Source organism: Arthrobacter sp. Cr_A7 (assembly GCF_029222765.1).
Taxonomy (GTDB): domain Bacteria; phylum Actinomycetota; class Actinomycetes; order Actinomycetales; family Micrococcaceae; genus Arthrobacter.
Genome location: NZ_JARHXQ010000005.1, coordinates 1 through 12104, shown reverse-complemented (window position 1 = coordinate 12104; position 12104 = coordinate 1). Strand labels below are relative to the sequence as shown.

13 protein-coding genes, 1 other RNA gene and 1 riboswitch are annotated in these 12104 nt (G+C 63.2%); of the genes, 7 read left to right on the top strand and 7 right to left on the bottom strand.

The features are described 5' to 3' along the window. Positions 1 to 200: glycosyltransferase (locus P2Q66_RS00295; RefSeq protein WP_275724691.1), on the bottom strand; the 200-nt coding region annotated here is incomplete at its 3' end. Positions 201 to 526: 326 nt separating this feature from the next. Between P2Q66_RS00295 and ftsE the strand changes: the two genes are divergently transcribed. The 6 genes from ftsE (at position 527) to P2Q66_RS00265 (ending at position 5854) form a co-directional block, all read left to right on the top strand. Beyond that, positions 527 to 1306 carry a cell division ATP-binding protein FtsE gene (gene ftsE / locus P2Q66_RS00290; RefSeq protein WP_275724689.1) on the top strand — a complete coding sequence of 260 codons (780 nt, stop codon included), beginning with the start codon at positions 527 to 529 and terminating at the stop codon, positions 1304 to 1306. Further along, a complete protein-coding gene (ftsX, locus tag P2Q66_RS00285) occupies positions 1303 to 2217 on the top strand; it encodes a permease-like cell division protein FtsX (RefSeq protein ID WP_079597623.1) in 915 nt (304 codons plus the stop codon). The genes ftsE and ftsX overlap by 4 nt, the downstream gene beginning before the upstream one ends. Positions 2218 to 2245: 28 nt before the next feature. Beyond that, the gene (locus tag P2Q66_RS00280; RefSeq protein WP_275724688.1) at positions 2246 to 3682 is read left to right on the top strand and encodes a M23 family metallopeptidase; all 1437 of its coding nucleotides are present in this window, start codon (positions 2246 to 2248) and stop codon (positions 3680 to 3682) included. Positions 3683 to 3767: 85 nt separating this feature from the next. Next, positions 3768 to 4241, top strand: coding sequence for an SsrA-binding protein SmpB (smpB, locus tag P2Q66_RS00275; RefSeq protein WP_009356865.1), 474 nt, complete (start codon positions 3768 to 3770; stop codon positions 4239 to 4241). An 83-nt stretch (positions 4242 to 4324) separates the two neighbouring features. Continuing rightward, positions 4325 to 4693, top strand: a transfer-messenger RNA (tmRNA) gene (ssrA, locus tag P2Q66_RS00270). Between the two features lie 177 nt (positions 4694 to 4870). Beyond that, positions 4871 to 5854 (top strand): trypsin-like peptidase domain-containing protein, encoded by a 984-nt coding sequence (locus P2Q66_RS00265; RefSeq protein ID WP_275724681.1) that lies wholly within the window; start codon positions 4871 to 4873, stop codon positions 5852 to 5854. Between the two features lie 23 nt (positions 5855 to 5877). Here the strand turns inward: P2Q66_RS00265 and P2Q66_RS00260 are convergent, their stop codons facing one another. Next, entirely contained in the window at positions 5878 to 6252 is a 375-nt protein-coding gene (locus P2Q66_RS00260; RefSeq protein WP_079597627.1) for a hypothetical protein, read from the bottom strand. A 298-nt stretch (positions 6253 to 6550) separates the two neighbouring features. On the opposite strand from P2Q66_RS00260, the gene P2Q66_RS00255 reads away from it, so the two are divergent. Continuing rightward, positions 6551 to 7807, top strand: coding sequence for a glycosyltransferase 87 family protein (locus P2Q66_RS00255; protein WP_275724679.1), 1257 nt, complete (start codon positions 6551 to 6553; stop codon positions 7805 to 7807). Between the two features lie 173 nt (positions 7808 to 7980). Here the strand turns inward: P2Q66_RS00255 and P2Q66_RS00250 are convergent, their stop codons facing one another. The 5 genes from P2Q66_RS00250 to P2Q66_RS00230 form a co-directional block, all read right to left on the bottom strand. Beyond that, positions 7981 to 8382 (bottom strand): CrcB family protein, encoded by a 402-nt coding sequence (locus P2Q66_RS00250; protein ID WP_275724678.1) that lies wholly within the window; start codon positions 8380 to 8382, stop codon positions 7981 to 7983. Further along, on the bottom strand, positions 8379 to 8813 hold the full coding sequence (locus P2Q66_RS00245) for a CrcB family protein (RefSeq protein ID WP_275724677.1): 435 nt from the start codon (positions 8811 to 8813) through the stop codon (positions 8379 to 8381). Before P2Q66_RS00245 ends, P2Q66_RS00250 begins: the two co-directional genes overlap by 4 nt. A gap of 15 nt (positions 8814 to 8828) precedes the next feature. After that, positions 8829 to 9542: a metal-dependent transcriptional regulator gene (locus tag P2Q66_RS00240; RefSeq protein WP_079597630.1), complete on the bottom strand. Its 714-nt coding sequence runs from the start codon at positions 9540 to 9542 to the stop codon at positions 8829 to 8831. A 46-nt stretch (positions 9543 to 9588) separates the two neighbouring features. Then, the gene (locus P2Q66_RS00235; RefSeq protein ID WP_275724673.1) at positions 9589 to 10347 is read right to left on the bottom strand and encodes a class I SAM-dependent methyltransferase; all 759 of its coding nucleotides are present in this window, start codon (positions 10345 to 10347) and stop codon (positions 9589 to 9591) included. A 94-nt stretch (positions 10348 to 10441) separates the two neighbouring features. Continuing rightward, positions 10442 to 11866: an aminotransferase class V-fold PLP-dependent enzyme gene (locus tag P2Q66_RS00230; protein ID WP_275724671.1), complete on the bottom strand. Its 1425-nt coding sequence runs from the start codon at positions 11864 to 11866 to the stop codon at positions 10442 to 10444. 37 nt (positions 11867 to 11903) lie between these two features. After that, positions 11904 to 12017, bottom strand: a riboswitch (SAM riboswitch). Positions 12018 to 12104 lie beyond the last annotated feature (87 nt).

Sequence of the window (12104 nt, the reverse complement as noted above, 5' to 3'; positions counted from 1 at the left end):
CCCTCCTTGCCCTTGCGGTGCAGGACGTGGACCTGGGAGTCCCCGGCCGCAATGGTGTCGGCAAGCTTGCCGGTGCCGTCAGGGCTGTTGTCATCCACTACCAGCACGTCCGAGGCCGGGACAGCAGACCGGAGCCGCTGGAGCGTCTTGGGCAGCGATTCCAGTTCGTTGTACGTGGGAATGATCGTAAGGACGCGCACAGAGGGCCTTTCCTGGAGGGAGCGGTCGGTGCACCTGGTAGCCGGCAAGCCGCCGGCAGGCGCAGCTACCCATTATAGGAGCGAGTAAAGGCGGTCGGGAGAGCGCTGCCCTTCTCTCTGTAAGACCTGCATGCAAGAGGCTTCAGCGTGTTCACTCTGGCACCTGGTTCCCGCGACACGCCCTGTGAAACCCCGGTAATACGCCAGGGTTCCTGCGTATAGTCGAGGGGCCGGGGCCCTACTTCCCCCAAACGAAAACCCGTGCACCGGCTGCAGAACTGGGCTGCATGTGAGAATCAGCCATGCCCTGCAGGGTACTTAGGGCCATGATCCGATTCGAAAATGTCACCAAGGTCTACGACCAGACAACCCGGCCTGCGCTGGACTCCGTCAACCTTGAGATCGACCGCGGAGAGTTCGCCTTCCTGGTCGGCGCGTCAGGGTCCGGCAAATCCACGTTCCTCCGCCTGGTGCTCAAGGAGGACCGCGCAACATCCGGGGCCGTCTATGTTGCCGGCCAGAACGTCGCGAAGATCTCCAGCTGGCGGGTCCCCCGGCTGCGCCGCGGGATCGGCGTCGTCTTCCAGGACTTCCGCCTCCTTCCGCAGAAGAACGTCTTCGCCAACGTGGCGTTCGCCATGCAGGTCATCGGCAAAAGCCGCAGCGTCATCCGGGACACCGTTCCCGAAGTCCTCAAGACCGTGGGCCTGGAGGGCAAAGAGCACCGCATGCCGCACGAACTGTCCGGCGGTGAGCAGCAGCGCGTTGCCATCGCCCGCGCCGTCGTCAACCGTCCGGGTATCCTGCTCGCCGACGAGCCCACCGGAAACCTGGATCCCACCACCTCCATGGGCATCATGGGCGTGTTGGACAAGATCAACCAGAACGGAACCACCGTGGTGATGGCCACGCACGACGACGACATCGTCAACGAGATGCGCAAGCGGGTGGTTGAGCTTCGGAACGGCGTGGTCATCCGTGACGAAGCCAAGGCACTTTACACCTCAATGATTCCCGTGGTGGGACAGTCCCGCAGGCTCAAGGACGCCAGCGGCAGGGAAAACCCTGAAACGGGCGTCCCCGGCGAAGGCGAGGCACAGCGATGAGGCTTGCATTCATCCTCAGCGAGATAGGCAGCGGACTCCGTCGCAACCTGTCCATGGTGGTCTCGGTCATCCTTGTCACCTTCGTGTCGCTCACCTTCGTGGGTGCCGCAGGAATGCTGCAGATGCAGATCAACCAGATGAAGGGCTACTGGTACGACAAAGTCCAGGTGGCCATCTTCCTGTGCAGTGAAGGTTCGACGGCGGCTGGCTGCGCGGGCGGGCCGGTCACCTCTGAACAGCAGGAAAGCCTGAACACCCTGCTGGAGTCGCCGGCGGTTGCACAGTACATTAACGACTTCCAGTTCGAGTCCAAGGAAGAGGCGTACAAGCACTTCAAGGACCAGTTCTCGAATTCACCCATCGTGGATTCCGTGACGCCGGACCAGCTCCCGGCATCCTTCCGGATCAACATGAAGGATCCCCAGAAGTACGAGATCATCAGCGAGACCTTCTCCTCGCAGCCCGGCGTGGAAACGGTCATTGACCAGCGCCAGCTCCTTGAGCGGCTTTTCTCCGTCATGAACGGCGCCTCCCTTGTTGCGGTCAGCATCGCCGGCGTCATGATTGTCTGCGCTATCCTCCTGATCGCCACCACCATCAGGCTTTCCGCGTTCAGCCGCCGGCGGGAAACGGGCATCATGCGCCTGGTAGGCGCGTCGAAGACGGTGATCCAGCTGCCGTTCATCCTTGAAGGCGTGATCGCTGCCGTGATCGGTGCTGCCCTGGCCTCCGCCACGTTGTGGGCGGTGTCCCACTTCTTCCTGGGCGAGTTCATGTCCCGGCAGTACCCGGACACGGCCTTCATCTCCTCAGGCCAGACGCTGATCCTCGCACCGGCTCTGCTAATCCTTGGCGCATCCTTGGCTGGAATTTCGTCTCTCTTGACCTTGCGCAGATACCTTCGCGTCTAGGACCATGCAAACCGATCAAGGAACGACCATGAACGTAACCGATCAGACCTCCGTGCACGGACGCCGAACTGCCTCCCGTCGGTCAGGGGTCATCAGCGGCGTGCTTGCCGTCGTCCTCGCCGCCGGGCTCGCCTCATCCACACCGGTGGCTTTCGCGGACGAGCTTGAAGACAAGCAGGCAGCACTTGAGGCTGAGGCGGCGCGCGTCCAGCAGTCCCTGGAGTTCGTGGATTCCCGCATCGCCAAGGCAGCCAGCGACCTGGTGATGTACCAGGGCCAGCTGCCGGGTGCCCAGCAGGCACTCCTGGAAGCCCAGGGCCGCGTGGCCGGCGCCGTTAAAGAGGTTGAAGCGCTCTCAGCACGTGTGGACATGGCCCAGCAGAACAAGGCCAAGATCACCCAGCAGCTGGAAACGGACAAACAAAAGATCGCCGATACGAAGAAACTCATCGGCCAGATCGCCACCCAGGCCTACAAGTCCGGGGGAGTCCCCTCAAACCTTTCGCTGTTCTTCGGCGACAACAACGGCGCCAGCCTCACGGAGACCATGGACCTGGCGGACCAGGCCATGCGCAGCCAGAACGCGGCAATGGACAAGTTGTCGCAGCAGAGTGCCACGAACGTGAATTCGGAAGCGCGCCTGCAGGCGGTCGAGGCTGAGATCAAAGACCTCAAGGCCAAGGCCGATGCTGCCCTGGAGAGGGAAAAAGCTGCCCGGGACGAGGCAGCCGCCAAGAAGGAACAGGTCGATCAGTTAATCGCCGACACCACCCGGCTTGATGCAGAGCTGCAGGCCGCCAAGCCTGGAATCCAGGCGCAGCTGGCGGGCGTCCAGGCCAGCCAGAACGCGGTTGCCGCAGAAATTGAGGAGCGCGACCGGAGGTTGCGTGAGGCCTGGGAGGCCGAGCAGCGGAGGCAGGCAGAAGCAGCTGCGGCTGCTGCGGCTGCCGCCGCGGCCGCAGCAGCCGCTGCCAAGGGCCAGGCGCCCCCGCCGCCCCCGCCGGTGCAGTCATTCATGCCCCCGGCCGGATCGCCGTCGGCCTTTGGCCTGCGGCATCCCTTCTCCGGCAACGTACCCATAACGTCCGGATTCGGCTGGCGGGCTACCCCGCCGGGCACCATCGACTTCTACGGGCAGGGCGGCTACATGCACACGGGGCTCGATTTTGGAGCAGCCTGCGGCACACCCGTCTACGCTGCAGCAGCAGGCGAGATCTTCAGCTCAGGCTGGAGTTCAGCAGACGGCGGCGGCTGGCGCGTGAAGATTTCCCACGGCCTGATGCAGGGCAATACCCTGAACACCATCTACTACCACAACGCCAGCATCGTGGTGTCGAACGGCCAGCGGGTCTCACAGGGCCAGCTCATCGCCTACTCCGGCAACACCGGCAACTCCACCGGCTGCCATGCCCACTTCGAAACCTGGCTCAATGGTGCTCCTGTTGACCCGATGGGGCTGCTGTAGGGGCTGATTGCCCTGCCGTACACTGGTATCACTCCGCGCCGAACCGGCCCGGAGGACAACGGATCTGAACCTGAGGAGCTTTCCCGTGCCTAAAGAAAGTGGCCGAAAAGTGGTGGCCACCAACCGCAAGGCCCGGCATGATTACCACGTGCTGGACACCTACGAGGCCGGCATCGCGCTGATGGGCACCGAAGTGAAGTCCCTGCGGGAGGGGCACGCCTCCATGGTGGACGGATTCTGCACCTTCTATAACGACGAGTTGTGGATGGAAGCCATCCACATTCCTGAGTACAACCAGGGCAGCTGGACCAACCATGCCGCGCGGCGCCGCCGTAAGCTTCTGCTGCACCGCGAGGAGCTCATCAAAATTTCCCACAAGGTCAGGGAGTCCGGCTACACCATCGTTCCACTCCAGCTGTACTTTGTGGACGGCAAGGCGAAGGTGGAGATCGGCGTTGCCCGCGGCAAGCGCGAGTATGACAAACGCCAGACCCTCCGGGAGCAGCAGGACAACCGCGAGGCGCAGCGGGAAATGCGGGAGCGCAACCGCCGCCGGTAGGAAGCCGATGGAATGAATCCCGCGCAACATGCGTTACTATAAATAGTCCGGTGGGCTTGCCCTCCGGTTTGGTAACAAAATACGGGGATGATCGGTTTCGACGATGTTAGTCGCGACAGGTGAAGCGGGCCGAGGATGCAGAATTATCTCGTAAACGCTTTCTGCAAACCAATAAGTGCCAATTCTAAGCGCACTGACTTCGCTCTTGCTGCCTAAGCAGTAAGACAGTCCGTCAGCCCGAGGTTGCTATCGCCCCGGATCCTGGCGTCATTTAGATAGCCACTGCTGCTTACCCCCGTCATCGGGGTAAGCGGGACTCTTTGATGACTGGGCCCGGATCAGCCAGCTGTTTGCAGCATGGCTGGGGCCGAGAAAATCCGACGCAAACTGCGCCCGGAGAAGCCCTGACAACACGACATCGGACGGGGGTTCAATTCCCCCCATCTCCACCCTGGGAAACACCCCGGTCTTCGGACCGGGGTGTTTTTCTTTGCCCCGCTCCGGTCCCTTCACCCGTTCACCAACGGCGTAGCGGGGATGGGACTACTACCCGTCCGCGGTTCGTTGACTCCGATAGGACCCGGACAGGTATTTTAGGGCGGCCGGGCGGCACAACCAGGAGGTGCGCCATGGACCAGGCGCGGGAGCCGGCTTTTCCCGAGTACGACGACGATGTGCTGGATTCGTACTCACAGACAGTCATGCGGGTGGCAGCAGCCGTCACTCCCCATGTGGCTGCCATCGAAATGACAGCGGCACGGCGCAACGGACGAGTGCGGGTGGGCGCAGGCTCGGCGGTGCTCTTCACGGAGGACGGCTACCTCCTCACCAATTCGCACGTGGTGGCAGGAACCCTGACCGGCCATGGAGTCTTTGCCGACGGCAGCCGCATGGAACTGGAACTGGTGGGCGCCGATCCCTTGTCCGATCTTGCAGTAGTCCACGGCAGGCGGGCCAAGTTGCCGCCCGCGGTATTCGGCGCGGCGGAATCCCTGCATGTTGGGCAGCTCGTTGTGGCGGTAGGTAACCCACTGGGCCTGGCCGGTTCGGTGACGGCAGGCGTGGTCAGCGGCCTGGGCCGGGCCATTCCGGTCTGGTCGGGCGGCAATCGGAGAGTCATCGAAGACGTCATCCAGACCGATGCAGCGCTGAACCCCGGTAATTCCGGCGGAGCGCTGGCCGATACGCACAGCCGGATCGTTGGCATCAACACCGCAGTGGCCGGTGCAGGACTGGGCCTGGCGATTCCCATCAACGCAACCACCCGCCGGATCATCTCCGCCCTGCTGTCCGACGGGCGGGTCAGACGGGCCTATTTGGGCCTGGTCAGCACGCCAATGCGGCTCAATCCCAGTACGGTCATCAGGACTGGCCAGCGTGAAGGCCTGCGCATCGTTGAGGTATTGCCGGGATCACCGGCAGACAAGGCAGGCCTTACAGCGGGTGATGTCCTCCTGACAGCCGGCGGACGCCCTGTCAGTGATGCCGAAAGCCTGCAGCGGCTGCTGTTTTCCGACGCCATCGGCGAACCGCTCGATGTTGCAGTGCTGCGGGACGGCGTGGAGCTCCACCTCGTGGCGGTTCCCGAGGAGATGTCCAGCAACGGCAACTGAGCCGCCCGGAAAATTCCTAGTTCCTAGTGGTGGTCCGGCGCCGCAACGTCCGCGATGCCTACAAAACGCGTGCCTACGCCGTCGAACTCGCTTCGAATGAAGCCGGCCTGGACGGGCGGCACGTCAGCAGGTGCGTGATGGCTGCACACGACATAGGTGAAGTCCGGCCACCACTTCTTGGGACGGGCCGCCTCCTCGTAGCCGCAGACGGCGCATTCCAGGTGGACCCAGACCGGACGCTTGCCCGTCCGGTTGGCACGTGACTGGACCAGCCAGGGCGGCGGGTTGTCCAGGATTTCGCCCAGTTCTGCCTCCGTCATCCACTTCGGGAGGCCATGGCGCTGAGCCATTTCCATTGGTACATCCAGGGCAATTGCCGCGTCACGTCTGCTGATCATCAGAGTCAACCATACGCCTCGCTAAAGCCCGGCGGGCCGCAAGGAGCCGGGACACCAAGTATCCTTGAGAAGTAATCATTTTGGGCCGCAGCCCGGGTGTATTAACTTGATCCGTCTTCGCTGGTTAGGTCCGGTGCTATCGAGGCGGGTTTTGCATACCGTTGGCAGCCGCTTGTCTGCGTAGCGGACGCTGCCGCTCCTTCCTTTTTATCCTAGAGAGTCACATATGCTCATGCTCCCACTAGACCTGCGTAATTTTCTGTCCCGTAAGCGCTGCGTCTTCGCTATATGTGCAGGAGTGCATTTTCTTTCTTTCTTGTTTTTGATTCCGGATATCACTGCAGGGCAAGCAAACGGAGACGTTGTCTTGTATCGGGAATGGGTGTATCAAGGTCTTAACGAAGGCGTATGGCAGGGTATCGACGTTGCATGGGTTTATCCAATTGCGGCGATGGTTCCTATGGTCGTGGCAGCGACCTTCGGGCATCACCTGTACATGCTCGGTTGGTTCGTACTTTGCGCCATACTCAATTTTTGTGCAGTGACGGTTCTGCTCCGAAGTAGGACGCTGCGGTTCGGGTGGCAGGCTGCTTACCTTTTTATCCTATTGATTCTTATTTTGGGACCGCTCGTATTCTCCCGTATCGACGGTATTTCTGCTCCTTTTGTTGTTATGGGTCTTGTCGTTGCAGCAACCAGGCCAGCGGTTGCGTCGCTGCTGCTCTCTCTTGCGACCTGGATCAAAGTATGGCCCGCCGGGGTTGTCATGGCGCTGGTTCTATCCAGCAAGGCTCGGTTGCGTGTTCTTATAGCCGGAATCGGCGTGTCTGCAATCATGGTCATGGCGGTCGTGTTGGGTGGCGGCGCTCGAAACCTTCTGGGCTTTATACAGGCGCAGGGAGACCGAGGTATGCAGTTAGAGGCGCCCCTAACCACTCCTGGTCTCTGGCAGGCTGTACTTCGACAGGGCACATACATCTACCCGAATACTGATATAGACACGATGGAGATACGCGGCTCACTTGCAGATCAAATGAGCGCAATACTTAATCCGCTGCTCATGATTAGCGTTTTCGGTATAGCTCTTCTCATTTTCGTGGGAGTAAGGAGTGATGCGAATCGGCAGGACCTCTTTATGGTCGGTGGTCTTGCCCTGGTTATGGCAATGATCGTGTTCAATAAAGTTGGATCCCCGCAGTTCATGATATGGCCAGCGGCCGTAATATGCGCTGCCGCCGCATTTCGCGGGCGCGAATGGACGATTCCCGTAGTTCTGATGGTTCCCATTTGCGGTCTCACGACCCTTATTTATCCGCTCCTATATCCGCAACTTCTTGCCTCACTCAATCCAGGCGTAGCTGCCCTACTGACGATCCGAAACATTCTGCTGCTAATCATGTTCTGTTGGTCGTTGCTGAAGTTGTGGAAGATGATGGGTGGTGCGAAGTTCAGTAGCTCGGTAGGAATCGAACGCAGCGCAGCGGAAGGGCACCCCATGGCACGGCCTATCGATAGTCCACTGCCGCTCCGCAGCCCGGCGCAGGCTCCAGACTGATCAACGACACATTGCGCGAGTGCAGCCTGCCACGAGGAATCAGAAGAGCGTTAGGGTTGGACATTGAAGACTTCCATGCGTGGAATTGGACTCTAGTCAAGCCCCACTCCACCCGGAGGTCTTCTTTATCTCACCCAACACGCCAGTGTCACTAACGTGCGTGGTTGATCCAGCTATGCTGCCAGCGCCATGCCTGCCGCTGCAGCGGCGAAGCCCAGGGCCAGGTTTGCCACGATGTTCAGGGATGCGGAACCGAAGCGTGCTTCACTCAGCAACCGCACGGTGGCGGTGGTCCATGAGCTGAAGGTTGTCAGGCCTCCGGCGAGGCCCGTGGCAAGTCCGGCATGCCACTCGTCCGGAAGTCCCAGCCGCCCGGTCAGGCCAAAGGACACCCCGATGATGAGGCAGCCCAGCACGTTCACCAGCAGCGTGGCCCACGGCCAGTGCAGCTTTTCCTGCCCTCCCGCCGTCCGGTCGCTGCGGGTGGAAAGGTGATGCGCGAACCAGCTGTCGATGGCGAAGCGCAGCAGTGAGCCCAGGACGCCGAAGATTCCCACCAGCGCGGCAGCGGTCATGGCCTGCCGCCCGCAGCGTCAGCCTCCGATGTCCAGGGGAGCAGCCTGCCCACACGCCACCCGAGGCCGGCAGCCCCCAGTCCGAGGAGCAGTGAGAACGCCAGGTAGGCAACCCAGACGGGATGCTGGCCTGCCCGGGCCAGTTGATCCACCGCGAACACCACGGTAGAAAACGTGGTGAAGGAGCCCAGTAGTCCGGGGCCCAGCCCCGCGCGCAGCCAGAACGCTGTCCCCGGCCGGGCCATCCAGGCCGTCGTTAGCGCCGCCAGCACAAAGCTTCCGGCGGCATTGATCCAGAGCATCACCCAGGGTATTGATCCGGGAATCTCGGGAAAGGCCAGCCCCAGGCCATAGCGGAGTTCACTGCCCACCAGGCCACCGGCGGCCACCGCAAGCCAGGCCCGCGCAGACGGCATTCCCGAAGGACTCATCCTGCCGGTTGCATCTCAGCCGTCCGCCAGGATGCAGCCGGGATGCGGGTGGTCACTGTGCACCCACAGGGCCGAGGTAATCTCATCGGCCAGGTCGTAGTCACGAGTCCGGCCGGAGTTGCGGATGCGCACCACCAGCGCACCGCCGAACGGCCGTCGCCCCACCACCTCCACCTCGGCGTCGAGGTCTATCTCCTCCGCGGACAGATAGCGGAGCAGATCCGGGTTATCGTCGCTGATTCGGGTGATCCTGCCCGTATGGCCCTTGTCCAGCTCACCCATCAGATGGGCCCGGGGCATCAGAACCTTGCCGTCGGCAGTGGGAATCGGGTCTCCGTGCGGATCACGGCTGGGGTCGCCAAGTTTGGCAGCAACCCGTTGAATGAACGTGTCCGAAACGGCATGCTCCAGCAGTTCGGCTTCATCGTGGACCTCGTCCCAGCTGTAACCCAGCTGCTGCACCAGGTACGTTTCGATCAGCCGGTGGCGCCGGACCATGGACAGGGCCAGCCGCAGGCCGGTGTCGGTCAACGTGATGGCGCTGTACGGCTTATGGTCAACAAGGCCCTGGTCCTTGAGCTTCCGGACCATCTCCGAAACCGACGAGTTGGCCACCCCCAGCCGCTGGGCAAGCTGCGAGGACGTGATGGGCTTGTCCTGCCATTCAGTGAATGAGTAGATGACCTTGACGTAGTCCTCGATGGAGGAGGAGGGCGCGCTGGTCTTCACAGGACCAAGCCTACCGGGTGCCGGTGGACCGCAACGGCGACGTTCTTCATGCTTTGACGGCCCGCCACGACAGGGTCAGGTACGGCAATTCCAGGTCCTCATCGTCGGCATGGCCCAGGTGCTCATGCAGGTACCAGTCAAGGTTGGCGAGGACCTTGGCCCGCGTGGCTTCGCCGGCGCGAAGATAGTAGCTGCGGGATTTGGTGAGCTCCATCAGATCCCTGGTGCTGACAAGGTCCTGCCAGTGCGTCACGTGGCCTTCAAGCTGTCCGAATTCGGGGCCCACCACGGGCCGGTGGTCCGGCTTGTACACGTCCCCCGCATGCATGATGCGGGAAAGCCGGTGCACCCACGGGACGGACGTGTCCAGCTGGTTCCAGACCAGCCCGAGCGTTCCGTGCGGGCGGAGTACACGGGCCAGTTCCGTGCTCGCCGCGAGGGGATCGCACCAGTGCCAGGCCTGGGCAACGGTGACGACGTCGAACGCCGCCGCCGGCAGGCCCGTCGCCTCGGCGGTGCCCAGGACAGCCGTGGCGTCCGGATAGTGCGCCGTCAGCTGTCCGAGCATGTCCGCGGATGGATCGACGGCGGTCACCGAAAGCCCATGGGCCAGCAGGAGCTCGGTGAATTTGCCGGTGCCGGCGCCAACGTCCAGCGCCTCACGGGCCCCGGCAGGAACGAGCCATTGCGCAGATTCCGCAGGATACCCGGGCCGGACCCGCTGGTAATGCTTGCCGCCGTCCTGGAAGCTCTGGCCGAGCTCCCGGCGCCGCCCATGATCAAGCCTGGGGCCACCCCGAACCACCTGCGGCCTCCTTCACTAATGCCCTGCGGTATCCTCCGAATTTACCGCATCCGGGTCCGGCAGCAGGGCACGGCCGGTCAGCCGCTGGCGACGGTCAGTCGTCAACGCAGGGAGCAGCCCCCGCGGTTCCCGGTGTGTTCGGAGCCCAGTGCGGGTAGGTGCGGGTGTCGTTCGCGGGAACCCAGCGGCCGGCGTCCACCACGTAGTCCCAGCCCAGCCCGTCGCGGCGGAGTTTGGCGATGCCTGCCAGGAGCCGCTCGGCATCCTCGAGCCGGGAACCGAGGCCGAAGCTGGCACGAAGGGACCCTGAGGGCAGCCCCAGCCGCTTCAGCAGGGGATGCGCGCAGAAGCGCCCGTCCCGCAGCCCCACCCCGTGCTCAGCGGAAAGGTACGCGGCAACGAGCCCTGCATCGTAGCCCTCGACGGAAAAGTTGACCACGCCAATGGTGTCCGTGTCCGCGTTGGTGTCCTTGAAGATCTGGTGGACCGTGACGCCGTCGATGTCCTGCAGGCCTTCCACCAGGAACGAGCGGATGGCGGACTCGTGCGCGTGCCAGCGGTCCTGGTCCAACCCGGCGATGACCTGGGTGGCGCGGGCAAGTGTGGCCGCGCCCAGGACGTTGGGGGAGCCGCCCTCGTGGCGGGCCGGGCCCGTTGCCCAGCTGACGCCGTCGAGCCTTGCTTCCTTGACGGCGCCGCCGCCGGCAAGGTGTGGAACACCGGCGTCGAGCCAGTCAGGACGTCCCACCAGGACACCGGCGCCGAAGGGCGCGTAGAGCTTGTGCCCGGAGAACGCGACGTAGTCGACGTCGTCCGCGCTGATGTCAATGCGGCGGTGCGGCGCCAGCTGGGCGGCGTCCACCACGATCCGTGCGCCGTGCTGGTGGGCGAGCGCTGCCAGGGCGCGGACGGGAAGGATCTCGCCGGTGACGTTGGAGGCACCGGTGATTGCCAGCAGGCTCACGCCGCCCTGCTCCAGCTCAGCGCGGACGGCCTCGATGGTTCCGGCGATGGTGTTGGCGGCAACAATGCTGCGGTGGGGCACTCCCTGCCAGGGCAGCAGGTTGGCGTGGTGCTCGATGTCCAGGTACAGGACGTCACCGGCATGGCGTCCGTCAGCGACGGGCAGGCAGCCGGCCAGCAGGTTGAGGGAGTCCGTGGTGTTCCTGGTGAAGATGACGGAATCGTCCGGCCGGCCGCCCACGAAATCGCGGACGATGCTGCGGGCGTTCTCGTACACGGAGGTGCTGATTTGCGAGGCGTACCCGGCGCCGCGGTGGACGCTGGCGTAGTACGGCAGGATCTCGTTGAGGTAGGCGGACACCACCGAGAGGGCGGGGGCAGACGCGCCATAGTCGAGGTTGGCATACCGCACATGCCCGCCGGCGATCAGCGGCGCCTGGATTTCCGCGCCGGTGACGGCGGCGAGGGGGCGGCCGGCGATCGCCTGGCGCGCGTCGAGGGCCGTTGCAGCTTCGGTGGTGATGGCGGCGTTGGGGGAGACGGTGGCAGTTGTCACAGAGACCTCACTTCAGAACAGGACTCCGGCATACAGGAATCCGCGCTTGCCGCATCCGCTCCGGACCGGCCTGGTCGTCACCCGGGGCACCCCACCGCGAATGGAGGGTTGCCGGCCAGCAAACCGGGGTTTTGCGCTGGCACTCGTGACCTGGTTAAGAGCGTAGAACATGGGGCGGCCAGGTTTGAAGCCGGCGCAATTGTTAAGGCTTTTGTTACGCGCCGTCGCAAAAGGCGTT

Coding starts and splice junctions, on each gene's coding strand:
- P2Q66_RS00280 (WP_275724688.1), top strand. CDS start 2,246: ATGAACGTAACCGATCAGACCTCCGTGCACGGACGCCGAACTGCCTCC.
- ftsE (WP_275724689.1), top strand. CDS start 527: ATGATCCGATTCGAAAATGTCACCAAGGTCTACGACCAGACAACCCGG.
- P2Q66_RS00250 (WP_275724678.1), bottom strand. CDS start 8,382: ATGACCGCTGCCGCGCTGGTGGGAATCTTCGGCGTCCTGGGCTCACTG.
- ftsX (WP_079597623.1), top strand. CDS start 1,303: ATGAGGCTTGCATTCATCCTCAGCGAGATAGGCAGCGGACTCCGTCGC.
- P2Q66_RS00265 (WP_275724681.1), top strand. CDS start 4,871: ATGGACCAGGCGCGGGAGCCGGCTTTTCCCGAGTACGACGACGATGTG.
- P2Q66_RS00260 (WP_079597627.1), bottom strand. CDS start 6,252: ATGATCAGCAGACGTGACGCGGCAATTGCCCTGGATGTACCAATGGAA.
- P2Q66_RS00245 (WP_275724677.1), bottom strand. CDS start 8,813: ATGAGTCCTTCGGGAATGCCGTCTGCGCGGGCCTGGCTTGCGGTGGCC.